Origin of the sequence: Gilvimarinus sp. 2_MG-2023 (assembly GCF_030547685.1) — a bacterium.
In the GTDB taxonomy this organism is placed as follows: Bacteria; Pseudomonadota; Gammaproteobacteria; order Pseudomonadales; family Cellvibrionaceae; genus Gilvimarinus.
The window spans coordinates 1-22,820 of sequence record NZ_JAUOQM010000013.1 but is presented as its reverse complement, the minus strand read 5'-3'; the positions used below and the strand labels follow the sequence as shown (position 1 = coordinate 22,820).

Sequence of the window (22,820 nt, the reverse complement as noted above, 5' to 3'; positions counted from 1 at the left end):
TAAGTACTTCAGCTCAGAGGCTTCCATGTTAAATTACCAAATACTTTTGCAGTGCTGTCTCTCGCAGGGTTGACCGTCGTTATTGCCGTCTATCTGAGTATTTGGGCAATTGGCTAAGTAAAATCTTGCTTCATTGCAAGATGTCATCTGGCTACAGTGCGTTTTGCCTTGGCATTTGAACCCCATATCTTCGTAAGCCGGAGTTGGTTGCAGCTTGATAAAATGAGTATAGATTGCAAAAGCAATCGCAGCACATATGGAAAAAATGATTATGGTTGATAAGAACGAACGCTGATTTGAGCGGTATGGTGGAACATCAACCAGTGAAATTGATACAGCTTTTCTTTTGCCTTTCTCAGTTTTTATTTGAAACGAGACTGAATCACCATTCAATGGTCTACGATAGCCGGGCTTAAAATCTGAGATGTGCGCAAATATATCGTTTTTATTGCTTTTTGACTCAATAAAGCCAAAGCCACGGTTATCATTCCAGCGAACAATCTTACCTTCCATGTGTTAGTTCTCGTAATTCGTTTAGTGGTTCAGTTGCTCAGCAGCCCTGATAAAATTGATTACCCTGCATTCTCTGGGGTGCCTATTTAAGATCTGAAATATACCATTTAATTACGAATATCAACATGCTGAATAAGTGGTTGTGAGGTTTGGTGTGTCCGTAACGGATTGAAATTTAGAAAGGGTTGGGGGCTATAAAGGCTCTTATAGTGCTCAGTCGCTGCGACTAGCTCTAGACTGCCAAGGTGTGCGCTTGAATTAAATGACCACTGACTCCGCCAGTAACCTGCACCTATAGTGGACTGCTTATCTTAATTGAGTAACCAGCTTCGATTGCACTTGATCGTCTGGCTATAACGAACTTTACCGCTGTTGATGGGTCAAACTCCATTGGATGAATCAATCGGACGTTTGCGTGATATAGGCTATCGTAGTGTAAAGGCCTAACGTTGAGTAAAGTGATGGGTTTACAGCCGTTAGAGAGTAGGGTGATTGATGGGCGTTATGACTCATGAAGCGTTGATACGTGGCACAGTATTTTTAGCGGTGCTGATGGTGATGGCGCTGTGGGAGACGTTTGCGGGTTTTAGGCCGCAGAGTGTAGGTCGCTGGCAGCGTTGGCCGCATAACCTGATGGTTGTGGTGGTGGGAACGCTATTGTTGCGTTTGGTATTTCCTTTGGCTGCGGTGGGGGCTGCGTACTTGGCGGCCGATCGGGGCTGGGGGATTTTCAATAGTATTGCGATACCCCGGTGGCTGGCGGGGCTTGTATGTTTTGTAGTGTTGGATGCGGTGATTTATTTTCAGCACCGGGCCTTTCACAAGGTGCCTTGGTTGTGGCGGCTGCACCGTATGCATCATACCGATTTGGAGTTTGATGTAACGACGGGCCTGCGCTTTCACCCGTTTGAGATTATGTTGTCTATGCTGTTAAAGGTCGCCGTTGTGATTCTGTTGGGCGCTCCGGCGGTAGCCGTGTTGGTGTTTGAAGTTGTGTTAAGTGCTACCGCAATGTTTAACCACAGTAATGTGAGCTTGCCTGGGCGATTGGATCGGTATTTGCGATGGCTGGTGGTAACCCCTGATATGCACCGCGTGCACCACTCGGTGGTGCGCGCTGAAACCGATAGCAACTTTGGGTTTAACCTACCGTGGTGGGACCGGCTTTTTGCTACCTATCGCCGCCAGCCTGCTGCCGGCCAGAGGGGGATGATTATTGGCATCAATGCGTTCCGCGAGCCTCGTTGTTTACGGCTCGATAAGCTGCTGGTACAGCCTTTTGTCTCTCCACCGCCATCGCACCTGAATGATCAGGACGTTTGAGGCACTTTTCTTTCGCATTCTCAGTGTAGGGGCTGCACCAGTCTTGATTGTTGCCTAGCTTTTTATGATTGCTATTGTATTTGAGTGATCGCTCATGTATTGTCACTGCAGCCGATATAATGGTCGCCGTAGTGGGGTCATCTCTGTGCCTTTCGCCCCAGAGCCGTATATCGTCACTTACATAAGTGTTCCCGCGGGTTGCCGGCGGGTTTGAATATGACAATGTAGTCAATTTACTAATCGGAGCTCTATATGCTACCTAATGCGCGTTTAACGTGGTCTCTGCTGCTATTGCGGCTGGGTGTTTTTGTTGTCATGTTTATGTGGACAATCGATAAGTTTGTTAACCCAGGTCATGCCGCCCGTATCCTGGATAAGTTTTATGGCTTGAGCGGATTTGGAACTGAGATCGTCTACGTGTTGGCGGCGGTAGAAATGGTTTTGATTTTGGCTTTTGTTGCCGGTATGTGGAAGCGTTGGACGTATGGCTTTGTTTTAGTCTTGCACGGTTTGTCGACTTTCTCGGCTTATAAGCAATACCTTGATCCGTTTGCGCACCTACTGTTTTTTGCCGCTTGGCCCATGCTTGCAGCTTGCTTTGCGTTATATCTACTGCGTGATTTAGACACACGCTGGACAATCACACGGTCGGGTTCTGGCCGGTAAGTCTGATTAGTCTATTTGAGTAACGACGCCAGTTTGTATTTATGCAAGCTGGCGCTGTCCTTACCGCCCCGTCTTTTTCCGTAGCGCCACTATTGCGGCTATCTAAGTATCGGGTTCACTACCGATTCGAGCGAGTCGCCTCCGACTCAACTAATATTACGTTATACGTCTTTAGCAGGCTTTCCGAGCCGGCCCTGCCTGTAGGCGCGAGCTTTAGTGCGGGCGATGAGTGAGTACAGTGAAATAACTGAGCCGAGTAACTGTTTTAGAAAAAAGTTTGTAACAAAACGGCAGCTCGATCGCCTATGTATATACATAAAGCTGATATGCCCGGTTGGGCTAAAGTACGCATTAATGGGATCTTGTATGAAGCGTGTATTAATCGTGGCGATTATCGCTGCACTATTTGCCACCTTTTTTGCTTTGGGTCTGAACGACTATCTGACCTTAGAGCAACTTAAAAACAGTCAGGCTCAATTTGACCAATGGCTTGAGGCCTACCCTCTAGCGGTGCCGTTGGTGTTTTTTGCCGTTTATGTGCTGGTAACGGCACTATCGCTGCCCGGTGCTGCCATCATGACGTTGGCCGGCGGTGCTTTGTTTGGTTTGGTACAGGGGCTGTTGTTGGTCTCTTTTGCCTCTAGCATTGGCGCTACACTGGCATTTTTGGCCGCGCGCTTTGTGTTGCGAAACTCGGTAGAAAACCGGTTTGGCGACCGGCTTAAGGCCATTAACCGAGGCGTGGATCGCGAAGGCGCCTTTTACTTGTTTACCCTGCGTTTGGTGCCGGTATTTCCGTTTTTTATTATCAACTTGGTCATGGGGCTCACCCGATTAAACGTGTGGACTTTTTACTGGGTGAGCCAGTTGGGCATGCTGGGCGGCACCATTGTTTATGTAAACGCGGGTACGCAATTGGCCGAGATTGAAAGAGTGGGCGGAATCTTTTCCCCCGCCTTGATATTGTCTTTTGTTTTGCTGGGAGTATTCCCTTGGGTTGCCAAAGCCATTGTGCGCTTTGTGCAGCGTAAACGCGTGTACAAAGGCTGGCAAAAGCCCACGAAATTTGACCGCAACTTAGTGGTTATCGGTGGTGGTGCTGGCGGCTTAGTGTCGGCTTATATTGCGGCAACCGTTAAGGCTAAGGTTACCCTGGTCGAGGCACACAAAATGGGCGGCGATTGTCTGAACTATGGTTGTGTTCCCAGTAAAGCACTGATTAAAAGCGCCAAAGTTGCCCACCAAATGAGTCACGCCAATGAATACGGCTTGACCGCTACGCAGCCTGAATTTAGTTTTCGCGCGGTGATGGATCGCGTGCATCGAGTGATTAAAGAAGTAGAGCCGCACGATAGCGTCGAGCGCTACACCAGCCTTGGGGTCGATGTAGTACAGGGCTATGCCACTATTGTTGATCCCTGGACGGTGGATATCGCCCTTAACGATGGCGGAACTCAGCGCCTCACGACTCGCAGCATCGTCATTGCCGCTGGGGCGCAGCCGCTTATTCCCGAGTTGCCAGGGTTGGAGGATTCTGACTACGTCACCAGCGATACACTGTGGGATCGTTTTGCCGAACTTGATACGCCGCCTAAACGCTTGATTGTGTTGGGTGGCGGGCCTATCGGTTCGGAGCTCTCTCATGCGTTTGCCCGTTTAGGCTCTCAAGTGAGCCAAGTTGAGCGGGGCGAACGTATTATGGCCAAAGAAGATAAAGAGGTTTCCGAGTTGGCGCGCCAGGCTATGGCGGCCGATGGCGTCTCGGTGTTAACCGAGCACGAAGCCCTGCGCTGTGAGCGCGAAGGTGACGAAAAATTCTTAGTGGTAAAACACCAAGGCTTAGAAAAACGTTTGCCGTTTGATCAATTGTTGGTGGCCGTCGGGCGCAAGGCGCGCTTAACCGGCTACGGCTTAGAGACCTTAGGCATCCGCACCGAACGCACAGTGATTACCAACGAATACCTGGAGACGCTTTACCCCAACATTTACGCTGCCGGCGATGTAGCTGGCCCTTACCAGTTCACTCATACCGCCGCTCATATGGCGTGGTATGCGGCGGTTAATGCCCTATTTGGGCAGTTTAAGCGCTTTAAAGTGGATTATCGCGTTATTCCCTGGGCAACCTTTGTTGACCCAGAGGTGGCCCGCGTAGGTATTAGTGAAACTGAGGCAATCGAGCAAGGCATTGATTATGAGATTGCCCGCTTTGAGTTAGACGAGCTGGATCGCGCCATTGCTGATAGCGCGACAACCGGCTTTATCAAAGTGATAACACCCAAAGGCAAAGACAAAATTTTGGGCGCGGTGATTGTCGGCGCTGAGGCCAGTAACCTACTAACCGAGTTTGTACTTGCCATGCGCCACGGCCTTGGCTTAAACAAAATTTTGGGTACGATCCATACCTACCCTACGTTATCCGAGGCCAATAAATACACGGCGGGCGAATGGAAAAAAGCGCACAAGCCCGAGACGGTTTTAAAATGGCTGGAAAAATATCACACATGGAAGCGAGGCGGCGCCAAAAAATGAAAACCGTGTTGTTGTTTTTAGTCTTTTTGTTCGGTAGCCATGTTGTCATCGCGGCAGACTTTGACCATCAGCATTCAGTTTATGCTGATGTGCTCAAAGAAAACGTTGGTTGGACTCGTGACGGTGTGGCCTCCGAGGTTAACTACGCGCTGCTAAAAAGTAACCCCAAAACGCTAGAGCAATATGCCGAGCAACTCTCTGGGGTTAAGCGAGATACTTTTGATGGCTGGACTAAAAATCAACAGTTGGCATTTTTAATTAACGCCTACAATGCTTACACGTTACAGCTGATTGTCGAACACTACCCGCTAGCGTCTATTAAAGACATCGGCAGCTTTTGGCAAAGCCCCTGGCAGCAATCGTTTTTTACCCTGCTGGGCAAAGACATGAGTTTGGATGAGCTTGAGCACGAAATTATTCGGGCGCCAAACCGCTATAACGAGCCGCGCATTCACTTTGCGGTTAACTGTGCCTCTATAGGTTGCCCAGCGTTGCGACCCGAGCCTTTTACGGCCGATCAATTAGAGCAACATTTAGAGGATAGCACTAAGCGGTTTTTGCGCGATACAACGCGCAATCGCTACCGTGATGGCGAGTTTCAAGTCTCGGCGATTTTTAAATGGTATCGGCAAGATTTTGAGCAAGGCTGGTTGGGTTTTAATAACCTGCGTGATTTCTTTTTGCGCTACGCTGATGCGATGTCACTGACCCAGCCTCAGCGAGAGCAACTGAGCAACGCCCAAGCCAAGTATACATTTTTACCCTACGACTGGAGTTTGAACAGCTCCGCTGAAAAATAATAACTAAACTCCCTAGGGAGTTTGTATAGAACGAGTCTAACGGAATGAAACTTCTTAGTTTATTACAAAAAGTATCAAGGACACCTGTGCCCACTTTATGTGCTAGTGCGGTACTGATGGCGAGCCTGTCCACCCACGCCCAAGTGGACCGTATCGAAAGCGTATTGGTGGTGGGCGAAGCCCTTAGCGGTATGGGTAATGTGCGCAGTGAGGACGTCGACAATGCCTTTGGGCTAGGGCAAACCATTGCCGATATTGGTCGGTCGGTCACCCCGATAACTGAAGGGCTGCTCAATGAGGCTGCTATCGACGACTTGCAGCAGTTGCAAAGGGTCGCCCCCAATACCTTTCAAGCCAAGGGTTTTGGTGCCCCCAGCTTACCGACATTGCGCGGCCAGCTGGGGGAGTTGTTCTCATCAGGGTTACGCCGGCAGGCGGGCAACAACGGGTTGGGCCTGCCGCTGTCGTTTAACTCGGTGGGGCAAATTGATATCGTACGCGGTACGCCATCGGTCATACTGGGAACCACGCAACGCACGGGTGGATTCGTTAATATTACACCCAAACGCTCCAATTTAAATGCTCCAGAAGGGCGGCTTAGCATTACTGCCGGCGAGTGGGATCAATACGGCGGACAACTGGATTACGCTTGGGTGATCGAGCCCGAGCGTCAAGGCGCGCGTATTAGTGTAGAGGTTAAAGATGAAGGCAGTTTTTACGACTACGCGGGCTTAGATAGCACCAACCTGTTTGCTTCTTATCGTCTGCTGCCCTCCGATAACATCGAGTGGAATCTCTCATTTGAATACTACGATGTTGATTGGACCGATAACGCGGGCATTAATCGACCTACGCAAAACCTGATTGATAACGGCTTTTATGTGCAGGGCCAAGGAGTACAACCTGACGGCTCGACCGTGCCGGCGGCCCTGTCGGTAGTTAGCCCCACCGGTGAAATAAAAATCCCCCGCAATAGGGTCATGACTCACCCCGACGATATTAATGGCGCCGAGACTGCACTTCTGCACTCGGTTATTTCGGTTGATCTTGCCGACTCAGTCCGATTGGTAAACCGAACTTACTACGAGCATCTTGAGCGCGAAGAGATTGCGCAAAACAGCTTTGTCGAAATTATTGATGGCGCTGATACGTTTGATAACCGCCTGGAGTTGCACATTAATAACACCATTGTTGGCGCCGCCGTGCGTTACAACGATGTCTTGGGTTACAGCCAATTTAGCACCGAGGCCGATTCACCTACCGACTTGACCGGCCCCCTGAGTAATCGCGAAATTCCATTAACCGCCGAACAACAAGCGCGGTTAGTGCAACTGCGCCCCGGTGTGTTTGTCTCACCGGGCGGTCAGTATGACCTTAATGATGACGGGGCTGGAGATTTTAATCTGTCTGACACAACAGACTCCACCAGTGTGCAAACGGGTGTGTTTATTCAGCACAGGCAGCCACTCAGTGAGCACTTGCAGTTAACTTTGGGCGCGCGTGGCGACTGGTACGATGTGGCCGCACGCGATCCGATTGCCCCCGCAGGCGTAACGCCTGGCCGCGATACTCATAACGATTTTCTAAAGGCGGGTGAGGCGACATTGCACTATCGCCCCAGCGAGTCGGTAACCTTGTATGCCACCGGCAGCTACAGCGAGTCTACCTCTAATAGTATGGCGGGTGGCACGGTGTTGGGAGCACAAAATCAAATTGATTCGCTCAACTTTGCTACCGAAAACACACTGTACGAGCTAGGGGTGAAGTACGCGCCCGCCGGCTCGCCGTGGTACGCCGATGTCGCCGCCTTTGAGCAAACCCGCAGTTTGCGCAATCGCGATGGCAGCAACAGTGGCATTGCTACTCGCGGCTTGGAAGCGCAAGTTTTTTACCGCTCTGATAATGCCTGGGCAAGCATGGGCGCCAATTGGCTGGAAGCACAATTTGATCACTCGGCGGCGTTTCAGGTCTCCGGCCAAGTGGCCGATATTTTTGATGACTCACGGCCCGATATTATTGCAGGTACTGGGGTTGGTGCGCCTAATTTCACGACGTTTGAGGCCTCTAATCAGCGTTTACAGGGATTGCCAGAGTGGAGTGTGTCAGCGTCTGGCGGTTATTCGCTGACTGATAACTGGTCTGTGGGTGGCTCGACGGTGGTAACCGGTGATTACCCGCTGGACTACTTGCAAACTGTCGAGGTGGGCGAGCAGTTCACCATTAATGCCAACCTAGCCTATGAGTTTAACCAAGGTGCCAGCCGTATTCGCTTAGATGTGTTTAATCTGACCAACGAAGAAAACTGGACACCGGTATTTGAGGGCGGGTATTTTGGCTCTTCTTTGGTCTTTCCGGAATTGCCGCGTTATGTACAAATTCAATTTAACCAGTATTTTTAAGCGTTTATTGCCGGCGTTGTGGCTGCTGGCAAATACCTGCACCGCCGCCGATTGGTCTGAGGTACAGGCCGAGGCCCGTGGCGACACCGTGTACTTTTACGCATGGGGCGGCTCTGACGATGTTAATCGTTATTTGCGCTGGGCCGACGGCGAATTAAATCGCCGCTACGGCGTTCGGCTAAAGCACGTTAAAGTGCCCGATATCGCTCAAGCTGTGCAACGCTTGCAAGTCGATGCACAGGCTGGCCGTCTTGATGGCGGTGCCATTGATCTTTTGTGGGTCAATGGCGAGAACTTTCACGTGCTAAAGCGCGACAACCTCCTGCTGCCCGATGTGTTAACAGCCGTACCCAATAGCGCCGATTTACTGCACGATAAACTGCCACTGGCAAGCGATTTCGGCGTGCCGGTCGATGGCCTGGAGGTGCCTTGGGGAATTGGTCAGTTTAATCTTATCGCCCGCGATAATAGCTTTGCCGATGCCGCCATAAATGCCGCACAACTATTGGACTTTGCCAAGCAAAACCCCGGCAAATTAAGTTACCCCAAGCCGCCGGATTTTATTGGCACAACACTTTTAAAATCGTTGTTGCTGGATTTAACCGACAGCGATCCGCGCTTGTATCAACCTGCCTCCGAGACCGCCATGGCACAGCTGTTACCGGTGCTGTGGCAATACCTGGATAAGCTGCATCCAATGTTGTGGGAGGGGGGCACCGTCTTTGCGCAAAGCTCAGCGCAGCAACTGCAGTGGTTGGCCGATGCCAAACTCTCGGTGGCGTTTAGTTTTAATCCGCAAGAGCTCGCCGCCAAAGTCGAGGCCAGCCGGTTGCCTAGAAATGTGCAGCAACATTATTTTTCGGTCGGGGCGATTACCAATAGCCATTATTTGGCCATTCCTCGCAACGCCTCGCATTCGGCGGCGGCAAAAGTTGCCATTAATTTTTTAATCTCTGAGAAAGCGCAGCAGCGCAAAGCTGATACCGCGTACTGGGGTGATCCTGCCGTTGTGGACTTACCCGAGGGCGGTACGCTGTTGCCGAGCGCGACCGAGCTCCATGCCAGTTGGCAAAACGCACTTGAGCAGCGCTGGTTACAGAGATACCAGCGGTGAACAACTCAGCGCGTCTGTTTACCCCCGCTGCAGTCGTTAGCGTGCTGGTGCTTATTGTCATTCCTTTGGGTGTGGCGCTGCTGAGCTTTGGTCAACAATTGGGGGCGGTAACCGCCGCAGAATTACTCAGGTTTAGCAATGCCCCAGGGCTTGTGCCCGCCACGGTTTATTCACTGGCTCTGGCGATTGTTGCGCCGCTTTTAGCGTGTTACATGGCGCTGGCGTTTAGTGCACGCACCTCTCATAAAATGTCCGTGTGGTTGTCACCACTGTTGTCGATTCCGCATTTAGCGTTTGCGGTGGGCATCGTTTTTTTGTTTAGCCCCAGTGGCTGGTTGGTGCGGGCACTGCACAGTGTGAGTGGCGCATTTGCAGTGCCGCCCGAGGTGGCGCTGCTGCCCGAGCGGTCTTTTACGACCTTGTTGGTGGTACTAATACTAAAAGAAGTACCGTTTTTATTGCTGATGATTTACAGCGCATGCGCCCAGTTGCCTATCGCCCGATACCGCCAGGTGGGCTGTTCATTGGGGTATTCGGCTACCGCTAGTTGGTGGCAGCTTATCGTGCCGGAGCTTTTGCGCCGCTTAACATTGCCCATGGCCGCGGTGATGGTTTATACCGTCTCTGTGGTCGATATCCCTTTGTTGATTGGGCCCAATTTACCCGGCGTGTTAGCGCAAGAGGTACTGGCGTGGCAGCGAGACTTCGCGCCTTATGCGGGCGTTAACGCCCTGCTTGGCTCGGCTTTATTGCTGGGGATTACGCTCTGTCTGTTGGGCCTTAATCGTTTACATCAGCCGCTTTATGCGTGGGCGTTAACCTGGGTCTGGCGTAGTGGGCGGGCAATGCCTAAGGTGCTGCACGTGCTCGGTGGCACGGCTATGCACGTAGCGCGGCTTTGGCTACCAATGATGGTGGTGCTGTCGATTGGGGTGTTAGTGTCGCTGGCGGTTTGGTCGCTGGCCTCGGGTTGGTTTTATCCTCGCGTATTACCCAGCGCAATTAATGCTGATTTATGGCAGCGCGAATGGCTGTATGTGCAACCGATGATTTGGACTACTCTCAAGTTGGCCGCCGCCAGCGCCACCATTGCGCTCGTGGCGGCGCTAGCCTGCCTGGAAGCACAGCATACTAGCCGCCGTCGTTGGCCCCAGTGGCCTATGCTGTTAGCGCTGCTGGCCCCGCAGTTGCCACTGGTGATGGCTTGGCAATACGGCGCGAGTATGTTCCAGCTGGCGCCGCACCTGGGTTGGGTGTTTTGGGCCCACTGTGTGTTTGCATTTCCCTACGCCTATTTGGTGGTGGCGGGGGATTACCAACGTTATGATCGGCGCTGGTTGTTGGTGGGCCAGTCGCTGGGGTATTCGCCGTTGGGCTGTTGGCTGAGATTGTTATTGCCGATGTTGCGCAGACCCATTCTCTACGGTTGGGTGATTGCGTTTTCGGTCAGTGTGGCGCAGTACGTACCCACTCAGTTGTTGGGCGCGGGGCGAGTGGTCACGTTAACCACCGAGGCGGTCAATGTGAGTAGTGGCGGCGATCGGCAATTGCTGAGTTTTTATGCCTTATGGCAATTTATTTTACCTTTGGCCGCACTGCTGGCCGTGGCGCTTTATTTGGCCCTGGTAACAAGGAGACAGAATGCTTGAGTTGCAGCAGGTACGCATAGCCCAAGCGGGGCAGACGCTGCTTGAGGTGCCCGAATGCTGCGTAGCACCGGGTAAGGTTGGCATGATTATGGGCCCCAGCGGGAGCGGTAAATCAACCTTGCTGCTGTGGCTGCTCGGTCAAGCACCGTCGGTGTTTGATATCACCGGCAGCGCTCGATTAAACAATGAGAGTATCACGCAACACAGCGTTAGCGAGCGGCGCATTGGCATGTTGTTTCAGTCGGCACTGTTGTTTCCGCATTTGTCGGTCGAGCAAAATTTATTGTTTGCTTTACCTCGGCGTGCGCCATACCAGTCGCGCGCTGCGCGGGCCGAGCGGTTAGAAACATTGCTGGTGGCGGTGGGGCTTGCCGACAAACGCAAAGCCATGCCCGCCACACTTAGCGGCGGCGAGCAAGCGCGCATTGCGTTGTTGCGTGCGCTTATCAATGAACCTAAAGCGTTGCTGTTGGATGAGCCCTTTGCTGCGCTCGATCAGCACCGGCGAGAAGACGTACGGCAGTGGACATTTGAGCAAATTGCCCAGTGGCAAATCCCCGCGCTCATGGTGAGCCACGATTTGCACGATCGCCCAACGCTGCCAGAACAACGCGGGCCGCTATTAAGTATCGACAATGCTGCCGCAAACGTATTACAGGAGTAACCATGTTTGATACACGCCTAGTACCGCTGACGCGAACCCCGCTAAAGCGGTTGGCGATTTACCTAGACCGATGGAATGTTAAGGCCGACCAAATCACACTTATAGGCTTTATGATTGGCATGCTCGCCGTACCTGCACTGGCATTAAACTGGTACAGCGTTGCCCTTGTTGCCATTGCGTTAAACCGATTCTTTGATGGCCTGGATGGGGCGCTTGCGCGAATCCAAGGCATCAGCGATGCCGGCGGCTATTTAGATATCGTATTAGATTTTATTTTTTACAGTGCCGTGTGCTTGGGCTTTTTGTTGGCCGACCTGGATCGCAACGGGGGATGGGCAGGCTTACTGATGCTCTCGTTTATGGGCAGCGGAGCCACCTTTTTAGCCTTTTCGGCGGTTTCCGGCAAATACAGCATAGACAACCCCGACTATCCACAAAAATCCCTTTATTACATGGGCGGCTTAGCGGAAGGCTCCGAGACCATATTATTTTTAATATTGTTTTGCCTGTTTCCGCAGTATTTTCCAATACTTGCAGGGGTGTTTGCCGTTTTATGCTGGGTAACAACAGGCTCCAGACTTTGGTCGGGTTACCTGACGTTAAAACACTTGGAGCGCCAGCACAACCACAACCAAGACAGCAATAAATCGGGAAAGTGAGCCACTATTACCAGCGCAATATCAACCCTGCAGTTTGGGTTAGGGGCACCTTCCCTGGATGATCTATATACCTGCCAATCATTCCAGTAAAGAGCTAAGGCCGTTGATGAGCACACGGATGATGAGTCTTGATGGACAAGACCTCTATTGGGCTGCGCGTCCATAGTGGCGGTGGAGTCAGAGCTGTTTACTTGGCAAATGCTCTTAAGCGTGTGACACCTGGGATCAATAGGATCGAATACCCTCTTGTTTTTGTTGATTCCGTTGAGCAGATGCCTAGATGTACGAGCGTCCCTCATCGTGGCCGATGGTAAAGTGCGCGGTAGAAGTGAAACCTATTTGTTTGTCATAATAGGGTTATTGTTGCTATTTTCGTTGCCAGATTTGACTTCTGCCAAACAAAGAAAAACCAATATAACCGCGCACGGTTAACTCGGTGCCGTTTTCACTCAGTTCCGCGCGGGCTTTATAGACCTTGCCGGTTTTTGGGTCGAGTATTTTGCCGTTGCGCCATTCGCCTTTGTCCGTTTGTTTCAGTCCCCACATAATAGTGAGTCCCTCGACGGGTTGGTCTTTAAACTTGTCTGGGCATTTCTCGCAGACTAGTCCCTGATTTTTTTCTTGTAACAACTGAGTGATAGTGCCAGTTAGTTCTTTTTCAGGGGTAAGGGTTAGCTCTATTAAACTTTTTTGGCTGCCATCGGCGTCATCGATGGTGATCCAGGTGCCCTCAATAGTGGCTGCTAGCAGTGGCGCTGCAAGACAATAAGCGAGCAGGGCGAGTAAGGGGCGGTATACATGTTTCACGGTGGATATCCTCGGGCGGTAGTGGCCAGTTTGTTGTAACAACTATAGTCAACCCATACCCGAGCATCCACCTTTGTTGGCGGTATATTGGGCTGTATTGGCACGGACAACTTGAGTATATTGGAGGCAACAACAGGAGATGATTATGTCGCAATCTACTTACCACTCAACCTTGCTGCATTTATCCACTGAACTTGGCAGTGTGCTCCGCGATAGAGGCTGGACCGTGACAACTGCAGAGTCGTGTACAGGTGGGGGGGTGGCCGCTGCTATTACTGAGGTGGCCGGTAGCTCGGCGTGGTTTGGCACTGGCATTGTCAGTTACGCCAATTCGGCTAAAGTAGAGTTGTTAGGGGTGTCGCCCGAGCTGCTAGAGACGGCTGGCGCAGTCAGTTGCGAGGTAGTCGAACAGATGGCACTCGGCGCTCTGCGTGTGAGTGGGGCGGAAATAGCCGTTGCGGTCAGTGGCATTGCCGGGCCCGACGGTGGCAGTAAAGATAAGCCGGTGGGCACTGTATGGCTGGCCTGGGCAGGCCCCAATAACACCCTGTTGAGTGAGTGTTATGTCTATGAAGGCGACCGCACTCAAGTGCGGGAGCAGGCGTGCGTGACCGCCCTGCGCGGATTGCTGGCCATCATTCGGTAATAATCCTACAAAAAGTACTGTATAAATGCCTAGTACTGTTTGCTTGTACAGGTTTTTACTGTATGCTTACTCAAAAGCTGGCCCAATTCAGAGTGCCGGTACAAAAAATGGTCGAATTTAAGAATTTATTATTGAGTTGAGGTGACATATGGACGCGAATAAAGAAAAGGCTTTGCAGGCGGCACTAGGCCAAATTGAGCGCCAGTTTGGTAAAGGCACCGTTATGCGCATGGGTGACCGGGAGCGGGTTGCCGTACCCTCTATTTCCACCGGCTCTTTGGGGCTGGATGTAGCCCTGGGTATTGGCGGTTTACCCAAAGGTCGTATTGTTGAAATTTATGGTCCCGAGTCCTCCGGTAAAACAACACTGACCTTACAAGTTATTGCCGAAGCTCAGCGCACCGGCGGTACATGTGCCTTTATTGATGCCGAACACGCCCTTGACCCCATTTACGCCGAAAAACTGGGCGTTAATGTCGATGATTTGATTATTTCCCAGCCAGATACCGGCGAGCAAGCGCTTGAGGTGTCCGATATGCTGGTGCGCTCGGGCGCGGTGGATGTGCTGGTTGTCGATTCGGTAGCAGCGCTAACGCCCAAAGCGGAAATTGAAGGTGAAATGGGTGACCACCACGTGGGTCTGCAGGCGCGTTTAATGTCGCAGGCGCTGCGCAAAATTACCGGTAATATTAAAAACGCCAATTGCCTGGTGATTTTTATTAACCAAATTCGTATGAAAATCGGTGTGATGTTCGGCAACCCCGAAACCACCACCGGTGGTAATGCACTTAAGTTTTACTCGTCGGTCCGTTTGGATATCCGCCGCATTGGTGCGGTGAAAGATGGGGACGAAGTGACAGGCTCCGAAACCCGCGTTAAAGTCGTGAAAAACAAGGTGGCGCCACCGTTTAAGCAAACCGAATTTCAGATTATGTACGGTCAGGGCATCAACCGCCTGGGCGAGGTGATCGACTTTGGTGTGAAGCTGGGCATGGTGGATAAAGCCGGTGCTTGGTACAGCTACAACGGCGATAAAATCGGCCAGGGCAAAAACAATGTTGTGAAGTTTTTGCAGGAAAACCCCGCCGTGGCAGAAGAGCTAGAAGCGCGCGTACGCGGCGAGCTACTGGGCACTGCTCCTAAAGCCGAAGAGCCACAGGCCGAAGAAGAGGCCTAAGCTTTTTGCTATGTCTTCCCCCGGTTCGTCAGCAAGCCGCGAGCAAGTGCGCAACAGCGCACTTGCGTCATTGACCCGGCGCGAGCACGGTACGGCTGAATTGCAGAGCAAGTTAACCGCCAAGTTTGGCGACGCTGACTTGGCGGCAGATGCCATTGAGTGGTTGTTGGAGCTGGGGTATCTGGACGACATACGCTTTACCGAAATGTTTGTTCGCTCCAGCATTGCCAAGGGCCGCGGGCCGCTGCGTATAAGCCAAGAGTTGCGGCAAAAAGGTGTGGACTCGTCGCTTATTGAGCAAGCCCTGGCCGAGGCGGATGCCGATTGGCGCGAGCTGGCGCGCGAACGGCTAGAGCGAAAATTCCCACGGCCAGCCACCGATTTGAAAGAAAAAGCCAAGCGCATGCGCTACCTGCAGTACCGAGGCTTTTTCCCCGATGATATTTTTGCTCTTGTTAACGCTGAACGCTGAATGGCTCCTTCTCTATGCTTTACTTCTAGTGTTTGTCAGTGTGATCAACCCCGTACGAGCGGCATAGAACAGCGCCCCAATCATTGCGCCTAATAGATGGGCATCGGTAATCACATTGCCACCGATTAATTCCTGCGTGCTTATGTTGGTGTTAGGGGCGAGCTGCTCAAGAGCGAGTTTGCCGCCGACTGCTGCCAAAGCAAGCCAGGCTAATTTCGATTTTGCCTGGCATAATGGCGCCAAACCGTACAACAGTAGCCCGTGTAAAGTGCCAGACAACCCCACGTAGTCGCTGAGGTCGGGCCGCCATAGCCACAGCCCTAGGCTGATGCCGACCGATATTACCAAGCCCGCAAACAGCCATTCACGGGTGCGATACTGCTCCCCCAGGTTAAATACAATAAGCCATAGCGCCGCCATATTGAGCGCTGCGTGAGTGAGGTTTAGGTGGGCGATATGACCACTGATCAGTCGCCAGTATTCTCCGCTCACCGCCCAGTCGGGCTGATATTGCCAGTCGGCATTTACCCGGTCGCTGGCATAGCCTAGGCCGAGCACGGCGACAGTCGCAATAAAAGCGGCAAGGTAAAAGTAAAGGCGAGAGTTCATGGCGGTACTATACCTGAATAAACCCCGCAAACCGTAGACCAGCAGCCGCTCAGCTGGCATAATCAGCGCCCAATTTTCATACACCTACTAGGCGCAGGTCTAGGTCGGCTCAAGAGTTTGAGTCAGTCTGAGGTGTTGGCTCCGTCATTCTGGACCAATTCAGAGGAACGTCATGCAACCATCGGTGAAACCACAAAACCCTAATTTTTCGTCTGGCCCCTGTAGCAAACGCCCAGGTTATGACGTCAACAAACTGGATACTTCAACGCTGGGCCGCTCGCACCGTTCGTCCATCGGTAAAGCTGCCCTGGGCCGTGCCTGTGAGCAAACCAAGCAAATGTTGGGTTTGCCCGAGGGTTATCGCGTGGGTATTGTGGCCGGTTCCGATACCGGCGCGGTGGAGATGGCCATGTGGTCGCTACTGGGTGAGCGCCCGGTGGACGTGATGCAGTGGGAGTCGTTCGGCAAAGGTTGGCTGACCGATGTCACCAAGCAGCTTAAACTGGATAATGTACGTGCGCTGGAAGCGGATTACGGAGAGTTGCCTGATCTGGCCGAAGCTAATTTTGATCATGATGTGATTTTTACCTGGAATGGCACCACCTCCGGGGTAAAAGTGCCCAATGGTGATTGGATTGCTGACGACCGCCAAGGTTTAACCATTTGCGATGCCACCTCAGCGGTTTTTGCCATGCAAATGCCCTGGGAAAAACTCGATGTTATTACCTTCAGCTGGCAAAAAGTGCTGGGCGGTGAAGGCGCTCACGGCGTGCTGATTTTAAGCCCGCGCGCGGTAGAGCGTTTAGAAACTTACACGCCCCCTTGGCCCATGCCCAAATTGTTCCGTATGACTAAAGGCGGCAAATTGATTGAGGGTATCTTTCAGGGCGCTACCATTAACACCCCATCAATGTTGTGCGTAGCCGACTACTTGGATGCACTGGATTGGGTTGAGTCAATTGGCGGCGTGTCGGCTGCGATTCAACGCAGTGAAGATAATTTATCGGTACTGGAAGAGTTTGTTGCCGAGAACGACTGGATTGAATTTCTGGCCGCCGATAAGGCGACTCGCTCCAACACCAGCGTCTGCTTTAAGCTGGACGCCACGCCTGAGCAGGTTAAAGCTCTGGTTAAATTGCTTGATAGCGAAGGGGTTGCCTACGATATAGGCGCTTACCGCGACGCGCCTCCGGGCTTGCGTATTTGGTGCGGTGCCACGGTTGAAGCGGCCGACTTAAAGGCCCTGATGCCTTGGTTGAGCTGGGCCTACGAGCAAGTCACGGCATAAGAACAATAAGCGCCTTACGCAGAGCGCCTTTATAAAGGCGCCGTAAAGGCATTCGCTTACGTCTAATTTGACTGGGAAGACCATGTACAAGATTAAAACCTACAACAAAATTTCGGTAAAAGGCCTCAATCGTTTTGACCGCGCGAAATACGAAGTGGCGAGCGATATTAATAATCCCGACGGTTACATTCTGCGCAGTCACAAGCTGCATGACGAGACTCTGCCCGAGTCGGTAAAGGCCGTTGCCCGTGCCGGTGCCGGTACCAATAATGTGCCCGTGTCCGATTACAGCAAAAAAGGTGTGGTGGTATTTAATGCTCCCGGCGCTAATGCCAATGCGGTAAAAGAGCTGGTGTTGACCGGTATGTTGCTGTCATCGCGCGGGATTATTCGCGGCATGAATTGGTCGAACTCACTCACCGATATGACCGATGCCGGCGAGATGAGCAAGTTGATGGAAAAGCAAAAATCGCAGTTTGCCGGCAGTGAGTTGATGGGCAAAACTCTGGGTGTTGTCGGTTTGGGTGCCATTGGCTCTATGGTGGCCGAAACTGCTCTGGCTTTAGGCATGAATGTGATTGGTTACGACCCTGCGCTTTCGGTTGAAGCGGCCTGGCGTTTGCCCAGCCAAGTGGCGCGTGCCGAGAACTTGCAAGCGCTCCTGTCGCGTTCCGACTTTATGACCCTGCACGTACCCGCTATCGAAGCCACGCACCACCTGATTAACGAAGAAACATTAAAATCCGTTAAGCCCGGTGCGGTACTGCTGAACTTCGCCCGCGAGGCGATAGTCGATGCAGAGGCTGTGGTGAAAAGCTTAGATGCTAAGCACCTAGGGATGTACATTTGCGACTTCCCAGAGCCGGTATTGCTTAATCGTGATGACGTCTACGCCACCCCACACATCGGTGCCAGCACCGCAGAGGCGGAAGAAAACTGCGCCATTATGGTGGCCGATCAGCTGATGGACTATCTGGAAAACGGCAACATTAAAAACTCGGTTAATTTCCCCGCAGTGCATATGGAGCGCGCGGCGAACGGCAATGCTCGTATCACCTTCTGCAACGATAACGTGTCAGGAGTATTGGGCAACGTACTGTCGGTACTGGCCGATAAAAGCGTCAACGTAATCGACATGGTCAACAAAAGCCGCGGCGATATGGCGTACAACATAATCGACCTAGAGCAAGCGCCAGCGGCAGATGTGGTGGACGCGATTTGTGCCGTAGAGCATGTTATTGCTGTTAGAGTGATCTAGCCGGTGGACGGATTGCGGGGAACGGGGGAAGTAGTGTTAGACTTTACCGTAACCCGTAACCCGTAACCCGTAACCCGTAACCCGTAACCCGTAACCCGTAAATACTTATGTATAAACTGGTTTTCTTTGTCCCGGGCAGTCATCTCGAATCGGTTAAAACGGCGGTATTTACCGCCGGTGCCGGATGTATTGGCGATTACGACCAATGCTGTTGGCAAGTCGAAGGCGTGGGGCAGTTCCGCCCATTGGCCGGTGCCCAGCCTTTTATCGGCGCGCAAGACGAACTGAGTCGTGAGCCCGAATGGCGCGTCGAAACCGTCTGCCTCGATGAACACATACGGGCTGCACGCGATGCTTTGGTAAAAGCGCACCCGTTCGAAGAACCCGCCTACGATATCTGGCGCCTGGCCGATGTCTGAGTCGGCTTGGCTTGGTTTATCCAGCCAGTTACTGCCGGCTGATAACCAGCTAAGCGCTGAGCGCTACACGGGGCAGGCTGCCGTATTGTTAGCCCTTAGCGGCCCTCCTGACAATCCGCACATTATTCTCACCCGCCGCGCCGCTCATTTGGCACAACACCCCTCTGAAATTGCGTTCCCTGGTGGCAAGTGGGAGCGACAAGATGCTAACTTAGTGCAAACCGCGCTGCGCGAGAGTTTCGAAGAGGTGGGGTTGGCGCCCGATCAGGTGGATGTACTGGGTTGCTACCCACAATTTCAAACCTTAAAAGGTGTGGTGGTGACGCCGGTGATTGGGGTTATTCCCTGTGATGTACACCTCGTGCCAGACCCGGCCGAGCTGGATCTTATTTTCACTATGCCCTTGCGTCTGTTAGAGTCCAATCAAGCGGCGGCGTGGCGCAGCGTCCAGCAGCGCGGTAAGAATTATCGTATCCCCGTGTTTGAATATCAACAACATACCATTTGGGGGCTGACGGCGGCGATTGGTAATAGACTGGCGATGGAGGTTTTCTCTCTGTCAGAGTGATCTCTCTGGGCTATACTGCCAGTACAGCCTCGATGGGCAGTTTACATAAAACGTCAATAACAAAACTATAGGCGAAGGAGGTCGGTATATGAGCTTGGATTGCAACCGAATGATCGGTGAGGTATTTGCCGAAGCGTGCCGCAATTATGCGGATAGCCCAGCATTTTCCTGCTTAAATCACACCATTACTTACCGAGAGTTAGATGAGTTATCCGCGCGTTTTGCGGCTTATCTCCAGCACCATACCACCCTTAAACCGGGTGACCGCATCGCCATTCAGCTGCCCAATGTCTTGCAATACCCTGTTGCTGTATTTGGTGCTTTGCGGGCGGGCCTTATTGTGGTCAACACCAATCCGCTGTACACCGCCACCGAATTGAAGCACCAATTAACCGATTCTGGCGCTAAGGCGTTAGTGGTATTGGCCAATGTGGCCGCTCATGCAGCCGATGTGGTGGGCCAGACAGATGTAGAGCATGTGATTCTGACCGAGCTTGCCGACTTACATCCGCCCATAAAGCGCACCCTGATTAACTTTGTTGTTAAGCACATTAAAAAAATGGTGCCGGCGTTTTCCTTTGATACCAGCGTTCGTTTTAATCAGGCATTGAACTCAGTGAGCGCAGATGACTGGCAGCCCGTTTCGGGCACAGCGGATGATGTCGCGGTTTTACAATACACCGGCGGCACCACCGGGGTGGCAAAAGGCGCCATGCTCACCCACCGCAACCTTGTGGCGAATATGCTGCAAGTGAATCTACATATGAGTGATGTGTTTAAAACCAACCAAGATTTATTTATTGCCCCACTGCCGCTGTATCATATTTATGCCTATACCATTCACTGTATGTGTGCTTTAACCTTGGGTAATCATAGCGTGCTGATTCCTAACCCACGGGATATTCCAGGTTTTGTTAAAGCCTTGAAAGGCGTGCCGTTTACGTGTTTTGTGGGACTTAATACTCTATTCAATGCCCTTGTTCGCAACAGTGATTTTCGCGCTTTGGATTTTTCTAAATTGCGCTGCACCGCCTCTGGCGGTATGGCCCTTACTCACGATGCTGCCAAGCACTGGGAGGAGGTGACCGGTGTGCCGGTCAGTGAAGGCTACGGCTTAACCGAAACCTCTCCGGTGGTATGTGTTAATCCGCGCTACAGCATTAAACTGGGCACTGTCGGCTTGCCTATCCCGGAAACCGAGGTGAAGGTGATTGACGAAGATGGCGAGACGCCTGCCGACGGTGAGCCCGGTGAACTATGCGTGCGCGGCCCCCAGGTAATGAAGGGCTACTGGCAGCGACCCGAGGCAACCGCCGAGATTTTGGATGAGGACGGTTGGTTAAAAACCGGTGATATTGCCACCATTGATGCTGAAGGATATGTCAAAATTGTGGATCGCAAAAAAGACATGATCAATGTCTCCGGTTTTAAAGTTTTTCCCAACGAGGTTGAGGATGTTCTATGCGAACACCCCGATATCTTAGAGGCGGCCGTAGTCGGCATGGAAGACGAGGAAAGCGGTGAAGTTGTGAAAGCCTTTGTTGTGGTGAGTAATACCGCCTTAACCGAGCAAGACATCCGTACTTTTGCCCGCAAATCTCTGACGGGTTACAAAGTGCCTCACAGCGTTGAGTTTCGCGATGAGCTACCCAAAACTAATGTCGGCAAAGTTCTGCGTCGTGAATTAAAAGAATAATGTATCTAGGAAAATAACGTTTGAGCAGTAAAACAGCACTTATACTCTCGGGAGGGGGCGCCCGGGCAGCCTACCAAGTGGGAGTTTTACAAGCCTTGGCCGATATTCTGCCGGAGGGTGTCGACAACCCGTTTCCTGTGATTTGTGGCACCTCGGCCGGGGCTATTAACGCGGTGGCACTCGCCTCGCACCCGGGCAACTTTCGCGAAGCTATTGCCGATCTGGCAGCCATTTGGCACGAGCTGAGCATTAATCAGGTCTACCGCCACGGCTGGGCCGATATGTTAAAAGGGCTCAGCCGTATTGGTTTTTCGCTGTTCAACGAAGGGGTGGGGCGTCATCGACCTCTGTCTTTGTTGGACAACACGCCTTTGTGGGAGTTGTTGGGCAGCAAAATTCACTTTGCCAACATCGGCCACAATATAGCCGCCAATAAACTGCACGCGGTGAGCATAACGGCTATGGGTTACACCTCGGGGCAATCGGTAAGCTTTTTTCAGGGGCGTCCCGAACTTGAGGCTTGGCAACGCTTTCGCCGGGCGGGTGTGCCTACCGATTTGCGCTTAGAGCACTTACTGGCTTCGTCGGCTATTCCTACGATTTTCCCTACCGTGCGCATTAACCGTGAGTATTTTGGTGATGGTGCCCTGCGGCAATTAGCCCCCATGAGCCCCGCTTTGCACCTAGGGGCCGACGCATTGTTTGTGATTGGTGTCAGTGGTAACCGCAACCCTAAGCACTGGGGCAAGCGTGTACCGGTTCGCCACTCGCCTTCTATGGCACAAATTGTTGGGCACCTATTAAACAGCGCCTTTATTGACGCGCTGGAAAATGACATAGAACATATGGAGCGGTTAAACACCTTGCTGGAAGTTATCCCCCCTGAGGTGCGTCAAGCGCAGGGGATTGAGCTGCGTCCTGTGCGCAATTTGGTGGTTTCACCCAGTAAAGCGGTGGATGTCATCGCTGGGCGAAAAATCCGTTACTTGCCTCGCAGCGTGCGTTTTTTCTTGCGTGCCATTGGTGCCACCGCCAAAGGTGGCGGGGCGACGGCTGCCAGCTATTTGTCTTTTTCTGGACCCTTTATTTCAGAGTTAATTGAGCTGGGTTATCAAGATACCATGTGGGAGTCGGCCCGCATGCGCGAGTTTTTTACGCCCACGGTGACATCTTCAACGACGGATTAATAAACGTTAAGAATAGATGCCCCATAAAAAAAGAGAGCTCATAGCTCTCTTTTTTTATGGGCCGTTAGCGCACCGCAGGAGTTAAATTTCCCACTTCTCAAGCAAAAGCTCATCGGCGTTGGCGCGCACACACCAAGCGTAATCGTGCCAGTCACCCAGCACTACCCGCTCGACAGTTTCACCATTAACGCTAAGCGAATGACGATTGGGGCGGTGGGTGTGGCCGTGTATTAAGCGCGCAACCTTGTGATCGCGCATGCACTCTTCGACCGCCTCGGGGGTAACATCCATAATGTCTTCGGGCTTAGAGCTGTTCATCATTTTGCTTTTGGCTCGCAACTCTGCGGCGAGGGCGCGGCGTGTGTTGATTGGCTGGG

Annotated in this window: 21 protein-coding genes and 1 pseudogene; 18 read left to right on the top strand and 4 right to left on the bottom strand. The window is 52.1% G+C overall.

Translation table 11 applies throughout. The features are described from left to right. Positions 1-33: 33 nt before the first annotated feature. Positions 34-513: a cold shock domain-containing protein gene (locus Q4526_RS02705; protein ID WP_215975251.1), complete on the bottom strand. Its 480-nt coding sequence runs from the start codon at positions 511-513 to the stop codon at positions 34-36. A gap of 495 nt (positions 514-1,008) precedes the next feature. On the opposite strand from Q4526_RS02705, the gene Q4526_RS02700 reads away from it, so the two are divergent. From Q4526_RS02700 to Q4526_RS02660, 9 genes are all read left to right on the top strand, one after another. Further along, complete coding sequence (locus Q4526_RS02700; protein ID WP_215975250.1) at positions 1,009-1,836, top strand: sterol desaturase family protein; 828 nt, start codon at positions 1,009-1,011, stop codon at positions 1,834-1,836. Between the two features lie 252 nt (positions 1,837-2,088). Continuing rightward, the gene (locus Q4526_RS02695) at positions 2,089-2,502 is read left to right on the top strand and encodes a hypothetical protein (protein WP_303609520.1); all 414 of its coding nucleotides are present in this window, start codon (positions 2,089-2,091) and stop codon (positions 2,500-2,502) included. 366 nt (positions 2,503-2,868) lie between these two features. Beyond that, complete coding sequence (locus tag Q4526_RS02690; protein ID WP_215975249.1) at positions 2,869-5,031, top strand: FAD-dependent oxidoreductase; 2,163 nt, start codon at positions 2,869-2,871, stop codon at positions 5,029-5,031. Further along, positions 5,028-5,831, top strand: a complete 804-nt coding sequence (locus Q4526_RS02685) for a DUF547 domain-containing protein (protein ID WP_215975248.1) — start codon at positions 5,028-5,030, stop codon at positions 5,829-5,831. The genes Q4526_RS02690 and Q4526_RS02685 overlap by 4 nt, the downstream gene beginning before the upstream one ends. A gap of 86 nt (positions 5,832-5,917) precedes the next feature. Next, complete coding sequence (locus tag Q4526_RS02680) at positions 5,918-8,230, top strand: TonB-dependent siderophore receptor (protein WP_303609519.1); 2,313 nt, start codon at positions 5,918-5,920, stop codon at positions 8,228-8,230. Further along, positions 8,199-9,344 (top strand): ABC transporter substrate-binding protein, encoded by a 1,146-nt coding sequence (locus Q4526_RS02675; RefSeq protein ID WP_215975246.1) that lies wholly within the window; start codon positions 8,199-8,201, stop codon positions 9,342-9,344. Before Q4526_RS02680 ends, Q4526_RS02675 begins: the two co-directional genes overlap by 32 nt. Further along, positions 9,341-10,993 (top strand): hypothetical protein, encoded by a 1,653-nt coding sequence (locus tag Q4526_RS02670; RefSeq protein WP_215975245.1) that lies wholly within the window; start codon positions 9,341-9,343, stop codon positions 10,991-10,993. The genes Q4526_RS02675 and Q4526_RS02670 overlap by 4 nt, the downstream gene beginning before the upstream one ends. Then, a complete protein-coding gene (locus tag Q4526_RS02665; protein ID WP_215975244.1) occupies positions 10,986-11,657 on the top strand; it encodes an ATP-binding cassette domain-containing protein in 672 nt (223 codons plus the stop codon). The genes Q4526_RS02670 and Q4526_RS02665 overlap by 8 nt, the downstream gene beginning before the upstream one ends. 2 nt (positions 11,658-11,659) lie before the next feature. Then, positions 11,660-12,316, top strand: a complete 657-nt coding sequence (locus tag Q4526_RS02660) for a CDP-alcohol phosphatidyltransferase family protein (protein WP_215975243.1) — start codon at positions 11,660-11,662, stop codon at positions 12,314-12,316. Positions 12,317-12,682: 366 nt separating this feature from the next. On the opposite strand, the gene Q4526_RS02655 is transcribed toward Q4526_RS02660, so the two are convergent. Then, positions 12,683-13,123: a DUF2147 domain-containing protein gene (locus Q4526_RS02655; protein WP_215975242.1), complete on the bottom strand. Its 441-nt coding sequence runs from the start codon at positions 13,121-13,123 to the stop codon at positions 12,683-12,685. 145 nt (positions 13,124-13,268) lie between these two features. On the opposite strand from Q4526_RS02655, the gene Q4526_RS02650 reads away from it, so the two are divergent. The 3 genes from Q4526_RS02650 to Q4526_RS02640 all read left to right on the top strand — a co-directional run bounded on the left by Q4526_RS02650 (position 13,269) and on the right by Q4526_RS02640 (position 15,418). Further along, positions 13,269-13,769: a CinA family protein gene (locus tag Q4526_RS02650; RefSeq protein ID WP_303609518.1), complete on the top strand. Its 501-nt coding sequence runs from the start codon at positions 13,269-13,271 to the stop codon at positions 13,767-13,769. A 148-nt stretch (positions 13,770-13,917) separates the two neighbouring features. Further along, the gene (gene recA / locus Q4526_RS02645) at positions 13,918-14,946 is read left to right on the top strand and encodes a recombinase RecA (protein WP_215975240.1); all 1,029 of its coding nucleotides are present in this window, start codon (positions 13,918-13,920) and stop codon (positions 14,944-14,946) included. Between the two features lie 10 nt (positions 14,947-14,956). Further along, the gene (locus tag Q4526_RS02640; RefSeq protein WP_215975239.1) at positions 14,957-15,418 is read left to right on the top strand and encodes a regulatory protein RecX; all 462 of its coding nucleotides are present in this window, start codon (positions 14,957-14,959) and stop codon (positions 15,416-15,418) included. A gap of 12 nt (positions 15,419-15,430) precedes the next feature. Here the strand turns inward: Q4526_RS02640 and rrtA are convergent, their stop codons facing one another. Further along, a complete protein-coding gene (gene rrtA, locus Q4526_RS02635; RefSeq protein WP_303604105.1) occupies positions 15,431-16,027 on the bottom strand; it encodes a rhombosortase in 597 nt (198 codons plus the stop codon). A gap of 172 nt (positions 16,028-16,199) precedes the next feature. Here rrtA and Q4526_RS02630 point away from each other — a divergent pair, with 172 nt between their 5' ends. The 6 genes from Q4526_RS02630 (at position 16,200) to Q4526_RS02605 (ending at position 22,443) form a co-directional block, all read left to right on the top strand. Beyond that, positions 16,200-17,315, top strand: coding sequence for a phosphoserine transaminase (locus tag Q4526_RS02630; protein WP_215975237.1), 1,116 nt, complete (start codon positions 16,200-16,202; stop codon positions 17,313-17,315). An 82-nt stretch (positions 17,316-17,397) separates the two neighbouring features. Beyond that, a complete protein-coding gene (locus tag Q4526_RS02625; RefSeq protein ID WP_215975236.1) occupies positions 17,398-18,573 on the top strand; it encodes a phosphoglycerate dehydrogenase in 1,176 nt (391 codons plus the stop codon). 107 nt (positions 18,574-18,680) lie between these two features. Beyond that, entirely contained in the window at positions 18,681-18,992 is a 312-nt protein-coding gene (locus Q4526_RS02620; protein ID WP_215975235.1) for a YqfO family protein, read from the top strand. Then, positions 18,985-19,560, top strand: a complete 576-nt coding sequence (locus Q4526_RS02615) for a CoA pyrophosphatase (RefSeq protein ID WP_215975234.1) — start codon at positions 18,985-18,987, stop codon at positions 19,558-19,560. The genes Q4526_RS02620 and Q4526_RS02615 overlap by 8 nt, the downstream gene beginning before the upstream one ends. Before the next feature lie 88 nt (positions 19,561-19,648). Then, a complete protein-coding gene (locus tag Q4526_RS02610; protein WP_215975233.1) occupies positions 19,649-21,256 on the top strand; it encodes an AMP-binding protein in 1,608 nt (535 codons plus the stop codon). Between the two features lie 20 nt (positions 21,257-21,276). After that, the gene (locus tag Q4526_RS02605) at positions 21,277-22,443 is read left to right on the top strand and encodes a patatin-like phospholipase family protein (RefSeq protein ID WP_215975232.1); all 1,167 of its coding nucleotides are present in this window, start codon (positions 21,277-21,279) and stop codon (positions 22,441-22,443) included. Positions 22,444-22,524: 81 nt separating this feature from the next. Here Q4526_RS02605 and Q4526_RS02600 read toward each other — a convergent pair. Next, positions 22,525-22,820 (bottom strand): annotated as a pseudogene (locus tag Q4526_RS02600) (UDP-2,3-diacylglucosamine diphosphatase); the annotation flags it as partial.